At 34.9% G+C, this 17,123-nt stretch carries 19 protein-coding genes and 1 tRNA gene; 4 read left to right on the plus strand and 16 right to left on the minus strand.

All coding sequences use genetic code 11. The features are described 5' to 3' along the window. The first annotated feature begins 319 nt into the window (after positions 1 to 319). Both B8977_RS05440 and B8977_RS05445 read left to right on the plus strand, forming a co-directional pair. Complete coding sequence (locus tag B8977_RS05440; RefSeq protein WP_084016674.1) at positions 320 to 757, plus strand: cold-shock protein; 438 nt, start codon at positions 320 to 322, stop codon at positions 755 to 757. Between the two features lie 19 nt (positions 758 to 776). Continuing rightward, a complete protein-coding gene (locus B8977_RS05445) occupies positions 777 to 968 on the plus strand; it encodes a cold-shock protein (RefSeq protein WP_084016675.1) in 192 nt (63 codons plus the stop codon). A 170-nt stretch (positions 969 to 1,138) separates the two neighbouring features. On the opposite strand, the gene B8977_RS05450 is transcribed toward B8977_RS05445, so the two are convergent. Together B8977_RS05450 and rpsT are read right to left on the minus strand one after the other, a co-directional pair. Beyond that, positions 1,139 to 1,210: transfer RNA gene (locus B8977_RS05450), tRNA-Glu, on the minus strand. A gap of 10 nt (positions 1,211 to 1,220) precedes the next feature. Next, the gene (gene rpsT / locus B8977_RS05455) at positions 1,221 to 1,475 is read right to left on the minus strand and encodes a 30S ribosomal protein S20 (RefSeq protein ID WP_084016676.1); all 255 of its coding nucleotides are present in this window, start codon (positions 1,473 to 1,475) and stop codon (positions 1,221 to 1,223) included. Positions 1,476 to 1,773: 298 nt separating this feature from the next. Here rpsT and B8977_RS05460 point away from each other — a divergent pair, with 298 nt between their 5' ends. Next, positions 1,774 to 2,919 (plus strand): endonuclease, encoded by a 1,146-nt coding sequence (locus B8977_RS05460; protein ID WP_084016677.1) that lies wholly within the window; start codon positions 1,774 to 1,776, stop codon positions 2,917 to 2,919. 78 nt (positions 2,920 to 2,997) lie between these two features. On the opposite strand, the gene B8977_RS05465 is transcribed toward B8977_RS05460, so the two are convergent. The 6 genes from B8977_RS05465 to B8977_RS05490 form a co-directional block, all read right to left on the minus strand. Further along, positions 2,998 to 5,148, minus strand: a complete 2,151-nt coding sequence (locus B8977_RS05465) for a TonB-dependent receptor (RefSeq protein WP_084016678.1) — start codon at positions 5,146 to 5,148, stop codon at positions 2,998 to 3,000. A 251-nt stretch (positions 5,149 to 5,399) separates the two neighbouring features. Then, positions 5,400 to 6,314, minus strand: a complete 915-nt coding sequence (locus tag B8977_RS05470; RefSeq protein ID WP_143736347.1) for an anti-sigma factor — start codon at positions 6,312 to 6,314, stop codon at positions 5,400 to 5,402. Between the two features lie 116 nt (positions 6,315 to 6,430). Beyond that, positions 6,431 to 6,859 carry a DUF2147 domain-containing protein gene (locus tag B8977_RS05475; RefSeq protein ID WP_084016680.1) on the minus strand — a complete coding sequence of 143 codons (429 nt, stop codon included), beginning with the start codon at positions 6,857 to 6,859 and terminating at the stop codon, positions 6,431 to 6,433. A 58-nt stretch (positions 6,860 to 6,917) separates the two neighbouring features. Further along, positions 6,918 to 7,286 (minus strand): YraN family protein, encoded by a 369-nt coding sequence (locus tag B8977_RS05480; protein ID WP_084016681.1) that lies wholly within the window; start codon positions 7,284 to 7,286, stop codon positions 6,918 to 6,920. Next, on the minus strand, positions 7,286 to 7,915 hold the full coding sequence (gene upp, locus B8977_RS05485) for a uracil phosphoribosyltransferase (RefSeq protein WP_084016682.1): 630 nt from the start codon (positions 7,913 to 7,915) through the stop codon (positions 7,286 to 7,288). Before upp ends, B8977_RS05480 begins: the two co-directional genes overlap by 1 nt. A gap of 3 nt (positions 7,916 to 7,918) precedes the next feature. Then, positions 7,919 to 8,842, minus strand: coding sequence for a S66 peptidase family protein (locus B8977_RS05490; RefSeq protein ID WP_084016683.1), 924 nt, complete (start codon positions 8,840 to 8,842; stop codon positions 7,919 to 7,921). A gap of 86 nt (positions 8,843 to 8,928) precedes the next feature. Between B8977_RS05490 and meaB the strand changes: the two genes are divergently transcribed. Next, positions 8,929 to 9,888: a methylmalonyl Co-A mutase-associated GTPase MeaB gene (meaB, locus tag B8977_RS05495; protein WP_084016684.1), complete on the plus strand. Its 960-nt coding sequence runs from the start codon at positions 8,929 to 8,931 to the stop codon at positions 9,886 to 9,888. A gap of 4 nt (positions 9,889 to 9,892) precedes the next feature. On the opposite strand, the gene B8977_RS05500 is transcribed toward meaB, so the two are convergent. The 8 genes from B8977_RS05500 to B8977_RS05535 form a co-directional block, all read right to left on the minus strand. Next, positions 9,893 to 10,528, minus strand: a complete 636-nt coding sequence (locus B8977_RS05500) for a C40 family peptidase (RefSeq protein WP_084016685.1) — start codon at positions 10,526 to 10,528, stop codon at positions 9,893 to 9,895. A gap of 428 nt (positions 10,529 to 10,956) precedes the next feature. Further along, complete coding sequence (locus B8977_RS05505) at positions 10,957 to 11,757, minus strand: mechanosensitive ion channel family protein (RefSeq protein WP_159447455.1); 801 nt, start codon at positions 11,755 to 11,757, stop codon at positions 10,957 to 10,959. A 22-nt stretch (positions 11,758 to 11,779) separates the two neighbouring features. Continuing rightward, entirely contained in the window at positions 11,780 to 11,974 is a 195-nt protein-coding gene (locus B8977_RS05510; protein ID WP_084016687.1) for a hypothetical protein, read from the minus strand. Between the two features lie 2 nt (positions 11,975 to 11,976). Continuing rightward, positions 11,977 to 12,543: an RNA polymerase sigma factor gene (locus B8977_RS05515; RefSeq protein WP_084016688.1), complete on the minus strand. Its 567-nt coding sequence runs from the start codon at positions 12,541 to 12,543 to the stop codon at positions 11,977 to 11,979. A gap of 267 nt (positions 12,544 to 12,810) precedes the next feature. Continuing rightward, entirely contained in the window at positions 12,811 to 13,884 is a 1,074-nt protein-coding gene (locus tag B8977_RS05520) for a 3-oxoacyl-ACP synthase III family protein (RefSeq protein WP_084016689.1), read from the minus strand. Positions 13,885 to 13,947: 63 nt separating this feature from the next. After that, a complete protein-coding gene (gene nth, locus B8977_RS05525; protein WP_084016690.1) occupies positions 13,948 to 14,577 on the minus strand; it encodes an endonuclease III in 630 nt (209 codons plus the stop codon). A 73-nt stretch (positions 14,578 to 14,650) separates the two neighbouring features. After that, a complete protein-coding gene (locus B8977_RS05530) occupies positions 14,651 to 14,935 on the minus strand; it encodes a rhodanese-like domain-containing protein (RefSeq protein WP_084016915.1) in 285 nt (94 codons plus the stop codon). A gap of 55 nt (positions 14,936 to 14,990) precedes the next feature. Further along, positions 14,991 to 17,009, minus strand: coding sequence for a M13 family metallopeptidase (locus B8977_RS05535; RefSeq protein WP_084016691.1), 2,019 nt, complete (start codon positions 17,007 to 17,009; stop codon positions 14,991 to 14,993). Between the last annotated feature and the right edge of the window lie 114 nt (positions 17,010 to 17,123).

A 17,123-nucleotide genomic window follows, 5' to 3' on the forward strand; every position in this document is an offset into this window, starting at 1 on the left:
AATTCTTATCTGAAATCTGACAGGTTTTCTGAAGTCCATAATTCTAGGAAATTGATAATAAATCAATTAAATAGCTAAGTATCGGTTTAAAAGACGTACCTTGCGCCAATATTTATCGAAATCACAGAAAGTTCATCATTTTTGGGTTGCTTTAAATCTTCAAAAAAGACCCATCAAATTTTAATTATTGAACTTTACTTTTTCCGCAGTTTTTCAATCATAAAATTTTATATCTAACCTGAAATATTTTTTTAGGTTAACTGTATTTTGCGGAAGTGTCATTTTTAAAATTAATTAATAACAAGTAATATATTCAAGTATGAGTGATTCTTTTTTCAAAAAAGAAAATGCAAAGAAAAAAGCCAAAAAGAAACAGGAAAAGGCACTAAAAAGAGTTGACCGTAAAACCAATAACAACAAAGGACAAAGCCTAGAAAGCATGTATGCCTATGTTGATGAAAATGGAGTAATCACATCCACACCGCCGGACAAATCTAACCGCAAAGAAGTTAATCTCGATGGGATCCTTCTTGGGGCGCGCCCGATTGTACGCGAAGAAGCAAAACCTAATACCGGCGTCATTACTTTTTACAGTGACAAAGGATACGGATTTGTGACAGATGATGAAACGAAAACCAACGTTTTCTTTCACAGCAATGATTTGATAATGCCTGTCAACCTCAAAGACAAAGTTACTTATGACATCAAAACGACTCCAAGAGGTGACAATGCTATCAATTTAAAAATAATTCAATAACAATTTAATAAATAATAAAATGCAAACAGGTACAGTAAAATTTTTCAATGAAGTAAAAGGCTTCGGTTTCATTACGCCATCAGACGGAGGTAAAGATATCTTCGTTCACTCAACAGCTCTTTCAGGAAGAATTTCAGAAAATGATAAAGTAACTTTTGACGTTGAAAACGGTCCAAAAGGTGAAAACGCAGTAAATGTAAGAAGAGACTAATTTATTTCGTTTATTAAAACTTTTAAGAAGCTCCTTTTAGGGGCTTTTTTTATGCCTTAGTTATTACAGCAAAAAAATCCCTTTCATTAAGGGATGTGGGTATTTTAGATTTTCTTAGTAATGGAAAAACCCTAAGTGATTCAATTTAGAATACTTAGGGTTTTATTTAGTAGCCCGTAGGGGAGTCGAACCCCTCTTGCAAGAATGAAAATCTTGAGTCCTAACCGATAGACGAACGGGCCATCAATATTTTTATGCGATAGAAGCTACGTGCTTCGCCAATTTGCTTTTCAAGTTTGACGCTTTATTCTTGTGAATAATGTTGCGTTTAGCCAACTTGTCAATTTGAGAAGAAACCTTTGGGAATTGCTCTTCAGCTGCCGTTTTATCAGTTTCTGCACGCAAATTTTTGATTGCTGTACGAGCAGATTTGTGATAGTAACGGTTTCTATCTCTTTTAACTTCGTTTTGTCTAATTCTCTTTAATGCTGACTTATGATTTGCCATTTTTCTTTTTTATTCAGTCACTCGTTGTTGAATGAGAGCGCAAAATTATAACAATTTTTTATTCCTGCAATAGTATTGAAATAATTTTTTTATTAAAATTCAATATTTTTCATTTAATCAATTGTAAGCTAGTATTTTAATTAATTGTAAATATTTTAATTTTTTTATTGCCATTTATAAATTAAGAAGATTTTTATTTTAACCCTATCATAATTACAACGAAAAGTTAAAAATAGTAATATTTGATTCAAATAGTGTACTTTTGGTGCCTTATTTTTTTTAATAGAAATTTAATTATATGAAAAAGAATGTTTTACTGATTTTAATTCTGATATCAAATATCGCATTGGCGCAAATTCCAAATGGATATTATAATTCAGCAACCGGTACTGGTTTTCAGTTGAAAACACAATTGCACAATATCATCAAAAATTTTGATTCCCAAAGCTATAATGCTTTGAGAGACTTGTATGCCAGCAACAATGCAAAAAACGGTTTTAGAGATAGATATTATGAAAATGATTTAACGATTTTAGACATTTATTCTGAAAATCCTACCGGACCAGACCCATATAATTTTAGTGCCAACGAAAGCATGGGTTCCGGCGCAAATGAAGGAGATGCGATGAACAGGGAACATTTGATTCCACAATCTTATTTTAATGAAGCCTCGCCGATGGTATCGGATGCTTTCCATATATGGCCAACCGATAGTAAAGTTAATGGTTGGAGAGGGAATTTTTCATTTGGTGAAATCATAAATCCAGATAATGCCGCTCCTTGTAATAGTGGAGCAAACAATCTTCCTTGTAAATCTAAAAATGGAACTTTGAAAGGTAAATTTGTAGGGAATAACAGCATAACAGTTATGGAGCCGATTGATGAATTCAAAGGTGATGTAGCGAGAGCTTTCTTTTATTTTGCTACTTGTTATGAAAACAGGATGAGTAATTTTTATAGTACAGGCAGTAATTCTGAAGTAAAAGCAATGTTTGATGGATCAAATAACAAAGTATTCAACGAAACATTTTTGCAAATGCTTGCGCAGTGGCACATCATGGATCCTGTAAGCCAGAGAGAGCAAGATATCAACGATTTAATTTATTACCAACACCAAAGCAATAGAAATCCGTATATCGACCATCCTGAATATGTTCAGCAAATTTGGGACATCACGATGAATACGGATGATATTAATTTCCAAGAAAGAAAAGATATTTCTGTTTACAACACAGCAGACAATACGGTTGTTGTTAAATTGGAAAATGATGCAAAATCAATCGAGAATATTTCTGTTTTTGATATGACAGGAAAATTGGTTCAAACTCAGAAAAATACTTCTAATCAAAAAGAAGTAAGAGTTAAAATTGACAAAAAAGGAATTTACATTTTAAAAACTGAAGGAAAAGGTTTAGAAGTAAACAAGAAAATTGTTATCAAATAACTCTTCACCTTTAAACATACATGAAAAGCGACCCGTTCATCAGGTCGCTTTTTTTGTTTTTAATTAATTCTAATCAAATTATAATCGAATTCTAAATCCACCCAGAACATTTATTCCGGCTTGTGGATAATAATAAGGTCCTTCGTAATAAAAACCGTTGCTTTCGTATTCTACGTCAAACACGTTGTTTATTAACAAAGAAAACTCAAGATTTTTAACATTGAACCAATTCGGCGCATAACGAATCAAAACATCAGTAAGGAAATAACTTTCCAATTTTCCATCTTCGAGTTCTGTATTTGTGAGAAATTGTTCTCCGACAAATTTATTGATGACGTTAAGCGACAAAGATTTTATGGGTGCAAATTCAACTCCCAAAGAACCAATCCAGTCCGGCGAGAAAGAAATATTCGTTGTTCCGTAATCTACGATTGATGGATTCCAGTCCTCATCGTATTCAATTTCTTGATGGTTCAAAATTTTATTTTTGCTCCAAGTTAGATTTCCAAAAATTGAAAGCTTTTGTGGAATCAAACCATAATTTGCGCTCAGCTCGATTCCCGCTCTGTAGCTTTCTCCAGCATTTTTTCTCATATATTCTCCCACGTCATTCAATTCTCCGGTTGCCACCAATTGGTTGATGTAATACATATAAAATGCATTTGCAGTTAAATTTAACCTTCCTGATTTTTTGTAACCTAATTCGAAATCATGTAATTTTTCAGGGTTTGGATGTATTCCCTGTACCGTAAAATCAGGATTGTCCATATAATCAGAACGTTTAGGCTCGCGGTGAGTCATTCCATAAAAGAAATACAAAACATCTTGTTTCGAAGCAAAATAATTGAATCCTGCTTTTGGGTTGATGAAATTAAAATTATCGTAAAGAGGTCTGAAATCTTCTTCTCCACTTTCCCCACCCGGAACCAATTCTGCTTTATAATCCACAAAACGATATTGCAAATCTCCAAAAAATTCGAAATTATTTACTTTGTAAAGAGCTTTTGCATAAGCAGAAACGTCATTTTTTGTAGTTTCATTTCTGTAGAATTCAAAGTTTGTATTTTGATTTTCAAAATCTTTCACCCAAATCACTTTACCGAAATGGTCATTTACAAATTGGCTTGCTGAAACTCCTGTAAACAATTTTAAATTTCCTAATTGTTGATTTTCAAGGTTGAAATTTAATCCATAAAAATGATTGTCCAAATGTTTTTGACGAACTAAATCTGAATCAATTTCACTTTCAATTCCAAAATCAGACAATGTTTCTCCTTGTTTGTAATTTTCATAATAACCTTTTCCTCTCATGTAATAAAGCGTTGCATTGCTGTTCCATCCATTTCCGTAGTGCTGTTCCCAAATGAAATGATTGTGGTGCTGCTGGTAATTGTCAGTTTCATTGTTGTAATAATCCACAATGTTTCCATCGGCGTCGTAAATGGCTCCCGAAGAATTGAATGTTCGGTTCGTCTTCATCGTTTCCGCATCGATTCCGTTCCAGGCTTGGTAAGTTTTTTCTTTTCCAAAAAATGTCCAATAGCGGAAGCTCGTATTCTCATTTAAATTGTATTTTGCATTCATTCCATACGAATACAAATCACTTGCCGCACGGTCGATGTAACCGTCCGATTTGATCAATGAAGCATTTAAATCTATTCTCAATTTCCCATTTAGGATTTTACCTGTTCCACCTTGTAATGAATATTTCTGCGTGTTGAAACTTCCCCAAGAATTAGCCGATTCCAGAAAAGCATTTCTAGATGGTTCAGAAGTGTCAATGTTGATAATCGCACCAAATGCACCTGTACCTGAAGTTGAAGTTCCGACTCCACGTTGTATTGTGATGGAATTTGTAGATGAAGCCAGATCGGGCATATTTACCCAAAAAACGCCTTGTGATTCACCATCATTCATGGTAACGCCATTCAAAGTGATGTTGATGTGGTCTTGCGCAATTCCGCGAATTCTGACTGATGAATAACCAATTCCTGCTCCGGCATCACTCGTCGTTACAACCGAAGTGGCATTTCCTAAAAGTGTTGGAATGTCCTGTCCTAAATTTCTTTTTTGAATTTGTTTTTGACTAATTTTTTCTGAAGTGACGGGAAGCCTTTGAATGATTTCAGCGCCTTCCAATTCGATGGTGGTTGAGTCTTGTATTTCATCAACCTGCCCAAATGCTAAAATTCCGCTGAATACAGCGCATAAAAAAATCCTACTTTTCATTTTTATTTAATTTAAATGAAAGGTGGATTTACCCTTGTGTAGATTTCCTTTTTTCTAAAATAAATTGTATTGAATCTCCGGAAATTCAATTTCATTTATTCGAAAAAATAAGGAAAAGTTTTACAACTTCCCTTGGCAGCATTACCCGCCCAGGTTCTTTGGGTATAATCTCAGCCTCCTTTTGCGGGAAGCACCCCTTTCTGATTTTACGGTGCAAAGGTAACCATTTTTTCTAAACAGAAAGTTTAGAATTACAACTTCGTTGCTTTTGCTTTGTAAGTTGTATTTAATTCCATATTATAAGTTACATTCGGGTCGTTTGTAGCTCCCTCAGGAATAGTTCCTTCCAGTAAAAATATTGGAAAAGGAGCGGTGTGGTTAGCGTATCCGGTAATAATTGGAGTTATAATGACTTTTGTACCTGGAAGCGTGACCTTTCTAGGGAAGAATCCTTGAGGAAAAGATTCACCTGATGGTTGCACGATGAAATCTTCTCCTGCAAAATCAGGAATGTTTGTAGTGTAAGAGGTGTAAATATTGCTCAAATCTCTAATAGAATCTGAAGTGATAATTCCCATATTTACATATTTTGGAGCGCCTTCGAGTATGGTCGAAAGCCAGGCTTGGTACCGAATTTCGCCATATTCCAAAGAGATAGTTGATTCTGCCTGAGCACCCGAACCTTTGAAAAACCAAATTCCGTTATTTCCCGGATATTCATCTGTCTGATCAGCAGGAACTGTAGCATTTTGAAGCGTATAAGAAGCAGAAATTTTACTACCTAAACTCGATACTCCGTTGGAAGTAGTTGCATTGGTTACCAAATTAGCAGTATTTCCATCAAAATCCCCAACCAATAAAACATAATTGGACGGAGCCGGACTGGATGCGTTCTCAATTGTGATTGCAAATGCTTCGGCCAATGCCAAATCTGATGTTTCAATGTTTGAAAACCTGGCTCTGTTGTTATTTATGGAATCAATGTTAAAAGTGCCGACAGAAACATATGTACCGCCAACCAATAACCAGCCTTGGTAATTATATCCCTCTATTGCAGGTAAATTGAAATCTGTGATTTCCAATATTCCTGTTTCGTCCAATAAATCAGTTTCTTCACAACTCCATAAAAGCATCGCTGAAATGAAAATCAACAAGTATTTTTTCATTTGATTTTTTAATTTAATATGAATTGGTTTTGAATTCAATTCATCATTCAAAAGTATAAAAAATCTCTTTCAATCGCCTTGAAAGAGATTCCAAATAAAATCATAAATAATTTTAGTTATTCAACTCGTTCCCAAGTTTGGGTTCTTCCTAATAAAGAAATGCCTAAATATCCGCGAACTTCCAATTTGTCATTTCCATTCAGTTTCATAGAGGCTTTATACTGTTTCCCGCTGTTTGGATCAAGTATGTGACCACCCGACCATTCTTTTCCATCTTCTTCCAATCCCCACAAAATGACCATTCCTTTGATTGGCTTATTTTTGTTATCACCGTCACATTCCGTACACTTTGCATCTTCTTTTCCGGGTGTCAGGATTTTTACAACTTCTCCCTGTAATTTGCCGGTTTTTGTTTTATATATCCTTACATGAGATTTTTCCTTTCCGGTTTTATCATCGATGGTTTTCCATGTTCCAATAACAGATTGAGAATATGCAAAAATTCCTGTCAAGAGAATTAAGCAGGTTAATAATGATTTCGTCATAATTTTCTAAGATTAATTAGTACTAAATTAATGTTTTTTACCCAAACTGCAAAATCCTTTATTCATAAGCCATAAAAGCATTGCGGATGTGGTTAATTTTCCATTCAGAATGCTGTATTACCAAAGAAATGATGTCAAAACGTGTTTCTAATAAAATAGAATTTGAAGTAATATATTCATCTGCAGCTTTTATCAATAATTTGCGTTTGGCTTTGTTAACGGATTCTTCGGGGTTTTTCAAATTGTCAGAAAACAAAGACTTAACTTCTACAATTACCAATTCATTCTTAGATTCATCGATGGCAATGATGTCGATTTCAGCTTTACCGAAACGATAGTTTTTATCTAAAATTTTGTAATTATTTTTAACTAAATATTGAGCGGCGAAAACTTCCGCTTCTTTCCCGAAATCATTGTGAGAAGCCATTATTGCGTACCAAAAAGGCGGTCGCCTGCATCACCCAATCCGGGAACTATGTAACCGTTTTCATTTAATTTTTCATCCATCGCCGCCAGATAAATCGCTACATCGGGATGATGTTTATGCAAAAATTCAACACCTTCAGGGCAACCTACCAAACAGGCCAACCGAATAGATTTTACGTTGTGTTCTTTCAAAATGTCGATTGCTTTGACTGCAGAACCGCCCGTTGCGAGCATGGGATCTAGAACGATGACATTTCTATTTTCCATCAACAAAGGCAATTTACATAGATATTCAACGGGCTGTAAAGTGTCGTGGTCACGGTAAACTCCAATGTGCCCGGTTTTCGCATTGGGAATCAAATTTTGAATTCCTTCTATCATGCCCAATCCGGCACGTAAAATCGGAACCAAAACCAAATCGTCTCCTTTGATGTGATAACCAATGGTTTTCTGAACGGGGGTTTCGATTTCAATTTCTTCCACTTCCAGATCACGGGTGATTTCGTAACACATGAGTGAAGAAATTTCGCTCACCAATTCTTTGAACATTTTGGTTGCGGTTTCCTTGCGGCGAATCTGCGTAATTTTTGATTTGATGAGCGGATGCTCTATGATGTGTAAGTTTTTCATAATTTAATTAAATTTTAAAATTACAGAATTTTCATTTACTTCCAGCGAAACTTCGCTTCCGAAAATCAAAGCGCGGTTGTCTCCGATGTGCCCGGCAGGAAATTGATATGCAATTGGAATTTGAAATTCATTCATAATTTTTTTAATGACTTCGTAAGTTGTTTGGTCAAAATTTGAATGAAATTCAGGATTTTCGGCTTCTACATCCATTTGGGTAAAACTTCCGACAATCATTCCTTTGATTTTGTTCAATAATCCGGAACGTTTCAGATTTGTCATCATTCGGTCGATATGGTACCAGTTTTCGTTCCAATCCTCGATAAACAGAATCAAATCATTTCCATCAATAAAAGATTTACTTCCTGCTAAACTGTAAATAATCGACAAATTTCCACCTGCCAATTTTCCTTTTGCATTTCCTCTTTGGTTGTACAGATGCGCAGGAATTTCATAGTTTAAATTTTTGCCAAAAAGAGCCTTTTCTAAGGTCAAAAATGTTTCGTTGTTGTATTCGGTATTTAATTTTTTGGTGGTAATTCCGTGAACGGTTTCAATTCCCGAATTATTAATGTGGTTGTGAATCGCCGTGATGTCTGAATAACCGATAATCCATTTTGGATTTTTTAGGAATTTATCCCAGTTTAAATTGTCCAAAAGTTTCACGGCTCCATATCCGCCACGAGCACACCAAATGGCTTTGATTTTGTCATCGTCAAGCACATTTTGAAAATCTGAAATTCGTTGTTCATCCGTTCCCGCAAAATGATATCCGTTGTAATGATCTTGAAATAAATTCTTTCCCAAAATGGGAGTCAGTCCCCAACTTTTGATGAGATTTAAGCCATCTTCAATTTCTTCAGGGAAAATTCTTCCGGAAGGAGCGACGATGGCAATTTTGTCATTTGGTTTTAAAAATTCAGGTTTCAATGGAACAATTTCAAGCGAAATTATAAAAATAGATTGAATTTCAGAGAGAATTCAAAATTCTTACATTTGTTTAAATTCATTCAGAATTGAAAAAAGAAGACATACAAACATTAGCAGAAGGCATAAAATCAGGTAATCGCGTTTCATTGAGCAGAGCTATCACTTTGGCGGAAAGCTCATTGGAAGAACATCAGAAATTGGCGCATGAGTTGATTCAGGAATTGATTTCGTTTACAGGAAAATCAAAACGAATCGCTATCACAGGTGTTCCAGGTGTTGGGAAAAGTACTTTCATAGAATCTTTTGGAAAATTATTGACGCAAAATGGTTATAAAGTTGCGGTTTTGGCAATCGATCCGAGCAGTTCACTTTCTGGCGGAAGTATTTTGGGCGATAAAACCCGAATGGAAGATCTGGCAAGAAATCCAGATGCATACATTCGTCCATCTGCCACCGGCGGGCATTTAGGTGGAGTTGCATCGAGAACTTATGAATCGGTACTGCTTTGTGAAGCGGCTGGATTTGATGTAATTTTGATTGAAACAGTAGGAGTAGGGCAGTCGGAAACATTGGTAAATGACATCACCGATATTTTTATTTTTCTTCAAATTCCTGGTGCTGGTGACGAATTGCAAGGAATCAAACGCGGGATTATGGAAATGGCGGATTTGATTTTTGTGAATAAAGTCGATGATTTTGGAATCGATAAGGCTAAAGATGTGAAAGTAACATTGGCAAGGTCTTTGCAATTTCTCCCACAGAAACCATCAGGTTGGAAGCGTAAAGTTTTGCTTGGATCTGGTCTCAATTCCAAGGGGTTGGCAGAAGTTTGGGAATTGGTTCAGGATTATTTCGATACAGTTCAATCGAATGGTTATTTTACGGAAAACAGAAAAAGACAGGATGAATTGCGCGTTGTTGAATACATCAAGGAGCAGATTTCTAATCGGGTTAAAAATTTGTACAAAGAAAATTCTCACAAAGATTCAGAACTAATTAATCCTTATCTGATTGCTGAAAAGTGGGTGAAAGAGAATTTAAAGTGATTAATTAATCTAAAATTCTTTTTGCGTACAAGTAGCGTTTTGACCAATAAGAATCACTTAACGGAGTTACTGTAACGCCTTGTGAAGTGGATGCGTGGATAAATTCGATTTCGCCGTCTTCTCTGATGGAATGTACAATTCCTACATGAGAAACACGTCCTCTTCCACTTGTGGAAAAGAAAACCAAATCTCCCGCTCTCAAATCTTCTTTGGTGATCTCTGTTCCTTCTTTTGCTTGTGCAGAAGATACACGTGGAAGTTGATAATCAAACATTTCAAACACCTGTTGAACGAAAGAAGAGCAGTCAATACCGCTTCTGGTAGTTCCGCCAAATCGGTAAGGAGTTCCTAAATAAGTTTCTGCTTCGGAAAGAATTTTAGAAACGAAAGAACTCATTGCCATATCGTGAATTTCATTTAATTCTTCGATGGCTGTTTTTTCTCTTTCTACTTTTACGGGTTTAACTTCTTCGGCTTTTCTTTCGGCGTAAAGCTGTTTGTTGATGATGGAACCTTGTGTGTAATATGATCTTTCGAGGGGAACGTAGCTTGATTTAGCATTAGAAGTCGAAATCAATGAACTACATGAAGTAGTGAATATTGCGATAATAACTATGGTAAGTATATTTAATCCTCTCATTGATTTTACATATGGGTTGACATTCTATAATCTGCTTTAAGAGCAACGCAAATCTAATAGGAATCGTACTGATTAGCATAGTAGTTCATTCTATTTTGTGAAAAGATTAACGGAGTTAAGAATTCTTTAACATATTTAATCAAAAAAAAACTGCCGATATTATCGGCAGTCTTTCCGTGGTTAAAAATAGGTTAGGTAATTAATCCACGGTCTAAGTTGTCTTTGGTTAGGAGTAACACCCCTTTGGTTTAAGATATTGGTAATTGGTATAAGTTGGTTATTAGGCTTGTGGCTGTTTTTTTCTTGTTAAGAAAATGGAAAAAGGTTTAAATCGGTTAAAAAGTTTAAGTTGATTAAATTGTTTAGGTTAAATTGATTAAGAAATGGTTTGGTTTAATTAAAAAATAGATAGGTTGTGTTAAAATATTTTAATTCAAAATTTTTATTTCCTGGTTGTTAATTTTCTTTATAGGGTAAACAATTTTTTCATTTTCTGTTCTCAATACCAGACAAATATTATCGATGGCTTCAATGATTCCGGTTTGTTCTCCGATTTGGATTTTCATTCCGATTTCTAAATTCTTTTTGGTATAAAATCCTAAAATCAATCTGTAAACAATGTCTCTTGATCCAAGTCCCACAGCCAAAGTAATTGTAATGAGTGCAGCTCCTAAGATAAAAGAAATGTTGTTGGAAATAATCTGTGTATCTACTCCGGCCTGGTTAAGAGCCGTTATCGAAACAAAGATGAAAATCAGGTAAAAAACAATTCCTCCTACAGCTTTTGATCCATTTGAATCAAAAGACTTTAATAAATTTTGAATCAGCTTTTTTGCTTGAGAAGCCAGATAGGTTCCAATTGCAAAAATCAAAACAGCACTGAAGAATTTAGGTAGATACTCTAATAAATTTCCTACTTGCTCAGAAACCATTGGAAGATTTAACATATCAGCTCCTACAACAATTATGATTAGTGCCATCAGACATTTTACAACACTGATGATAATTTTAGACACATCAACTTCTATGTTAGAACTTCTGATTAATTCATTATCATTGATGATAGAGTTTAGTTTTTCAATCTTTACAACTTTCAGAAGTTTTTTTGTTCCCATCACCACGAGTTTGAAAATAATCCAAGCACCGATGATAAATGCCAATCCCATCAAGATGTTAGGCAACACGTCTAAGAAGTTGTAATAAGGGTTTTCCAGTGATCCAAAATTCATTTTCATAGTAGAACAGATTAGTTTATTTGTTTTTATCGTTATCTTTTTTCTTCGTTGTAGATCCAAAAATGTCTAAAATAGACGAAGGATATTTAATTGCAACCAAATCAGCCATGTCCAACGACAGCTTAATCAACCTAATATCATCCATAACCTTTTCTCGGAGTACTTCCGGAACTTGCTGGTGTTCTATGATTTGTTTAAAAGGATTGTCCATAATCATAAAGTTTTATAAATGTTGATTAGGTTTGATTTCGCTCGGCTCAACCGCATCTTAGCAGCACTTTCTCCTATTTCATAGGTATTTGCAATTTCTTTTATACTAAAGTCGTCCTGATATTTCATCAAAAGCAAAGCTTTATCTTCCGTCCCGATTTTCTGTAAAGCTGTGGCCAGCTTCTCGGCCTTCATTTCATGAATCTGCTCATCTGAAATCTCATCTAAAAACTCATCTTCTATATCTTCGTTTATGCTTTTGGTATTCTTTTGTGCTTTCTGATTTCTCTGAATGTAATTCACACAATGGTTGTATGTAAAAGCATAAATCCAGGTTGAAAATTTAGATTCTCCCTTAAATGTATTCAATTTGACAAAGAGCTTCACGAAAATGTCATGAGTTAAATCCTGTGCCTCTTCTTTTGAGGAAACAAAACTCAGACATTTATTGTACACCACAGGCACATACCGGTCGTATAACAGTCCAAACAAATGAGCATCATTTGCTTTGACTATCTTTTCAACGAGTAACTCATCTTCGATGATTTCTGTTGTATGTTGAAATGCCATTTATTAGTTTTCATTTATTATGACACGGGCAAATTCAAAAAGTCACATTTATTTTTAAATATTTTTTAAAATAATTGCAATTTTGTTTGTATTTGATTGATTTTCAGCGAAATAAAATTAATAAAAATTATAAAATTTATTTGAAAAAAATAAAATACAAGGCTCCTAGAGTAAATCGGAAAGAAAATTTGAATTAAAAGTACAACAAAAACAGAGACATTGTAAATATTAATTCTCTGTTTAAATTAAATTTTAAAAAATGGAGTATTATGGAATTCTATAAACAATCGCGTTGATGTTCATCCCTGCGCCCACTGAGCCCAGAACGATGTTGTCACCCGAATTGAATTCATGGTTGCCCAATTGTTTCTTAGCAATCAAATCGTACATCGTAGGAACGGTTGCTACAGAAGAATTTCCTAATTTCTGAACCGTCATCGGCGCTACATCGTCCGGCACTTCGGTGATGTTGTACAATTTAAAAAGACGCTCGATCATCGCATGATCCATCTTGGCATTTGCCTGATGAAGCAATACTTTTTTGATTTCGGAAATTTCGACTTCAGAATTGTCAATCACACGTTTGATCAAAGCAGGAACTTTGCGAAGTGCATATTCATACACTTTTCTTCCACGCATTTTGATGTTGATTTGAGAGCCTTCGTAATCTTCTTTCAAAGATTTATCATTGACCAAATAAGTCATTTCGTCCAAACTATCACAAATCGTATCGTAAGAAATAATTCCTTCCGCTTTGTCAGATTCTTTTGCTTCCAAAATAACTGCACCGGCACCGTCAGCAAAAATCATCGCAGTTCTGTCGTGCGGGTCAACTGCTCTCGACAAAGTGTCAGCACCGATTACTAATGCTTTTTTTGCAGTTCCTGATTGGAATAAATGATGCGCCAAAATCAAACCTTCAATCCATCCAGGACAGCCAAAAAGCATATCATAAGGACGGCAACGGTTGTTTTTGATGCCTAATTTATTTTTCACACGCGTTGCGACAGAAGGCATATTGTCAACCTGTCTGTAAACAGGATCAATGTCGCCATAGTTATTGGCAACGATTACGTAATCGATTTCTTCTTTATCAATTCCAGCATCTGCAATTGCTCGTTCCGCTGCTGCAGTAGCAATATCAGATGTGAAAGTTTTGTCATCTACATACCTCCTTTCTTCAATTTCTGTAATTTCCTGAAATTTTTCAATGATTTCATGAACTGGTTTTTCAATGAAAATGCCTTGTTCATCATAAAATTTATAGTTTAAAAAATCAATGTTTTTTATAATTTTTTCAGGAATGAAGCTTCCCGATCCGGTAATTACAGAATTAATCATATTTTGGAATTGCTATTCAACCTGCAAATTTAACAATTATATAAAAGTGAAAAAGGATTTCCTTTAAGAATCTGTGTTAAGAATTTTATTAGTAATGAAATCTTTTTCTAAATTCCAGCTTCGCGCAGGGGAATATTCGCGACCGTAATAAATAATCTGTAAATGTAGTTTGTTCCAAACTTCTTTAGGGAAGAGTCTTTTAGCGTCAATTTCTGTTTGCTGAACTGATTTTCCATTGCTCAATTTCCAACGGTGCATAAGTCGGTGAATGTGTGTATCGACCGGAAAAGCCGGATGTCCAAATGCTTGGGACATAACAACAGAAGCGGTTTTGTGACCGACTCCGGGCAATTCTTCCAATTCCTCAAAAGTTGATGGAACTTCACCATCATATTTTTCGACCAAAATTTCAGAAAGCCTTTTGATGTGCTTGGCTTTGGTGGATGAAAGCCCGATTTGCTTGATGTATTCTTTGATTTCATCTACTTCTAATTTTTCCATTGCTTTGGCATTGCTCGCTTTCGCAAATAATTCGGGTGTCACTTCATTGACTTTTTTATCGGTCGTTTGAGCAGAAAGCAGTACGGAAATTAACAATGAAAATTCATCGGTATGGTCTAACGGAATCGGCGGATTGGGATATAATTTTTCCAATTCATTCATCACAAATTGAGCGCGTTCTTTTTTGTTCATTTTAAATTATTTGGAATTAAAAAAACCTCGCAACTTTTGAGAATTGCGAGGTTAAATATATTGAATGTTATTTTTATGAATTCAAAATCTCATTCACATCGTTGAATCCGCCTCCGTTGAAAATTTCATCCATTCCATTTTCAAGCAGGAAATTCAAAGTCGAAGATGCACGTCCACCGCTTCTGCAAAAAATTACAATGGGTTTCGGCATGTTTTTGATTTCTTCTAATCTTTCCGGAACTTCTCCCATTGGGATGTTCATGGCACTTGGGACGTTTCCGTCAATTTCCAATTCGTAAGGTTCTCTGATGTCAATCAAAGTAACATTTGGATTTTTTATAGCTTCTACTGTTGTCATTTTAATTATTTTTCTAAAAAATAGCCATCTGAATAATTTTGGAATTACCATGATTTTACCAGATTACGATTCTTTGTTCTTTTGGTTTAAACATTTTATCTCCTTTTTTCAAATCAAATGCTTTGTAGAAACCTTCTACATTTTCCAAAGGTCCAATGGCTCTGAAATAGCCAGGCGAATGTGGATCTGTTTTTACTTGGTTGGTCAAAGCTGCGTCTGTAGATTTGGTTCTCCAAATGGTTGCCCATGAGATGAAGAATCTTTGTTCAGGCGTAAATCCGTCAATTTTACCAGGATTTCCTTTGTCTTTCAGATACATCAACAACGCATCGTAAGCAACATTGATTCCACCTAAGTCACCGATATTTTCGCCCAATGTGAATTCTCCATTTACTTTAGAACCAGGAACGGGTTCGTATTGACTGAACTGATCAGCCAGCGCTTTCCCAGCAGCAGTAAATTTCTTATTGTCTTCTTCAGTCCACCAGTTTTTCAAGTTTCCGTCACCATCGTACATTGCACCACTATCGTCAAATCCATGAGAAACTTCATGTCCGATTACAGCTCCGATTCCACCAAAATTTACCGCAGCATCTGCTCTGAAATCATAGAAAGGTGCTTGCAAAATCGCAGCAGGAAAAACGATTTCATTGTTAGACGGATTGAAATAAGCATTTACCGTTTGTGGTGACATTCCCCATTCTTGTCTGTCAACCGGTTTTCCGATTTTTTCTAAATTTCTGTTGTAGTACCATTTTCTGATGTTCATTCTGTTTTTGAACAATGCACCTTCTTCTTTATGCGAAACGATTTCAAGTTTTGAATAATCTCTCCATTTGTCAGGATAACCGATTTTAACTGTGAATTTGTTCAATTTTTCCAAAGCTTTTACTTTGGTTTCAGGAGACATCCATTCCAAATTATTGATATGTAAATCAAAAGATTTAAAAAGATAATCAATCATTTCCTTTGCATTCGCTTTTGCTGCAGGCGGGAAATTGTCTTTTACATAAATTTTCCCTAACAATTCGCCAACTGAACCATTAACGAATTCCAATCCACGTTTGTCCAACGCTCTTTGTTCTTTTTGACCTCTTAATTGTCTGTCATAAAAGTCAAAACTTAAATCATCCAATTCTTTTGTAAGTGAATTTGCAGCACCGTCAATCAAATGAAATTTCATGTATTCTTTGATAGCAGGAATGTTTTTCTCATTGATGATATTGTCAATATTTTTGAAATATTTTAATTCACCAATGATTACAGAATCGGTTTTCACACCTGAATTGGTAAGGAATTTTCCCAAATCAATATTTTTTGAAAGATTTTTCAAATCCTTTACAGCATAAGGATTGAATTGTAATCTGTCATCGCGTTGTTGTTCAACGGTCATTAAATTTGAAGCGATGTTTTTCTCAAATTCAACGATTTTTGGACCTTTTAGATCTCTTGTTTTTTCTCCGGTGTAAGTGTAAATTTTATTAATGAATTCAGAATATTTACTCAAAGTTTCTTTGTTGACATCATCTTCTTTTTGGTAGTAATCACGACCCAAACCTAAATCAGCACTTCCCAAATAAACCGCATTTTGACTGCTGTTTTTCATGTGTGAATAAACATAAAATCCATAAAAAGGGTTCAGCCCGATAGGTGTAGCTTCAGTCAAATAATTCTCTAGATCTTTAACTGTTTTTATTTTGTCGATCTTATCCAAATAAGGTTTTATCGGCGCAACTCCCGTTTTATTTCTTGCATCAAAATCAATAAATGATTCGTACAAATCGCCGATCTTCTGTTCATCACTTCCTTTTTTATACTCTTTTCCCAAAAGGCTTTTCAAAATTCCTAATGAAACCATGTCGGTATTTTCACGCAGTTCATCAAAACTTCCCCAACGTGATCTGTCAGAAGGAATTTCTGTATTTTTCATCCAGTTACCGTTTACGAAATTGTAAAAATCATCCTGAGGGCGGACGCTTTTATCCATGTAATCAGTATTAATTGCATCGTATTTTGCCTGTCCGAATCCTAAAATTCCTAATAAGGCAAAACAGAAAATGTTCAAATTTTTCATCTCTCTGTTTATTTTGTGTATTAGTTATTTAAATGAGTGTAAATGTTACAAATCTAAGAAGAAAAATCAGTTTGTGCTTCTATGATATGTTTTATATTTGTGGGGCAAATTAAA

The organism is Moheibacter sediminis (assembly GCF_900176425.1).
In the GTDB taxonomy this organism is placed as follows: Bacteria; Bacteroidota; Bacteroidia; order Flavobacteriales; family Weeksellaceae; genus Moheibacter; species Moheibacter sediminis.

Bases quoted from the DNA above. Each gene is read 5' to 3' on its own strand.
- B8977_RS05510 (WP_084016687.1), bottom strand. From the start codon at position 11,974: ATGGACAATCCTTTTAAACAAATCATAGAACACCAGCAAGTTCCGGAA.
- B8977_RS05470 (WP_143736347.1), bottom strand. From the start codon at position 6,314: ATGAAAAAATACTTGTTGATTTTCATTTCAGCGATGCTTTTATGGAGT.
- B8977_RS05500 (WP_084016685.1), bottom strand. From the start codon at position 10,528: ATGAGAGGATTAAATATACTTACCATAGTTATTATCGCAATATTCACT.
- B8977_RS05480 (WP_084016681.1), bottom strand. From the start codon at position 7,286: ATGGCTTCTCACAATGATTTCGGGAAAGAAGCGGAAGTTTTCGCCGCT.
- upp (WP_084016682.1), bottom strand. From the start codon at position 7,915: ATGAAAAACTTACACATCATAGAGCATCCGCTCATCAAATCAAAAATT.
- B8977_RS05535 (WP_084016691.1), bottom strand. From the start codon at position 17,009: ATGAAAAATTTGAACATTTTCTGTTTTGCCTTATTAGGAATTTTAGGA.
- B8977_RS05460 (WP_084016677.1), top strand. From the start codon at position 1,774: ATGAAAAAGAATGTTTTACTGATTTTAATTCTGATATCAAATATCGCA.
- B8977_RS05465 (WP_084016678.1), bottom strand. From the start codon at position 5,148: ATGAAAAGTAGGATTTTTTTATGCGCTGTATTCAGCGGAATTTTAGCA.
- B8977_RS05520 (WP_084016689.1), bottom strand. From the start codon at position 13,884: ATGATTAATTCTGTAATTACCGGATCGGGAAGCTTCATTCCTGAAAAA.
- B8977_RS05475 (WP_084016680.1), bottom strand. From the start codon at position 6,859: ATGACGAAATCATTATTAACCTGCTTAATTCTCTTGACAGGAATTTTT.
- rpsT (WP_084016676.1), bottom strand. From the start codon at position 1,475: ATGGCAAATCATAAGTCAGCATTAAAGAGAATTAGACAAAACGAAGTT.
- B8977_RS05445 (WP_084016675.1), top strand. From the start codon at position 777: ATGCAAACAGGTACAGTAAAATTTTTCAATGAAGTAAAAGGCTTCGGT.
- B8977_RS05505 (WP_159447455.1), bottom strand. From the start codon at position 11,757: ATGAATTTTGGATCACTGGAAAACCCTTATTACAACTTCTTAGACGTG.
- nth (WP_084016690.1), bottom strand. From the start codon at position 14,577: ATGAACAAAAAAGAACGCGCTCAATTTGTGATGAATGAATTGGAAAAA.
- B8977_RS05515 (WP_084016688.1), bottom strand. From the start codon at position 12,543: ATGGCATTTCAACATACAACAGAAATCATCGAAGATGAGTTACTCGTT.
- B8977_RS05440 (WP_084016674.1), top strand. From the start codon at position 320: ATGAGTGATTCTTTTTTCAAAAAAGAAAATGCAAAGAAAAAAGCCAAA.
- B8977_RS05530 (WP_084016915.1), bottom strand. From the start codon at position 14,935: ATGACAACAGTAGAAGCTATAAAAAATCCAAATGTTACTTTGATTGAC.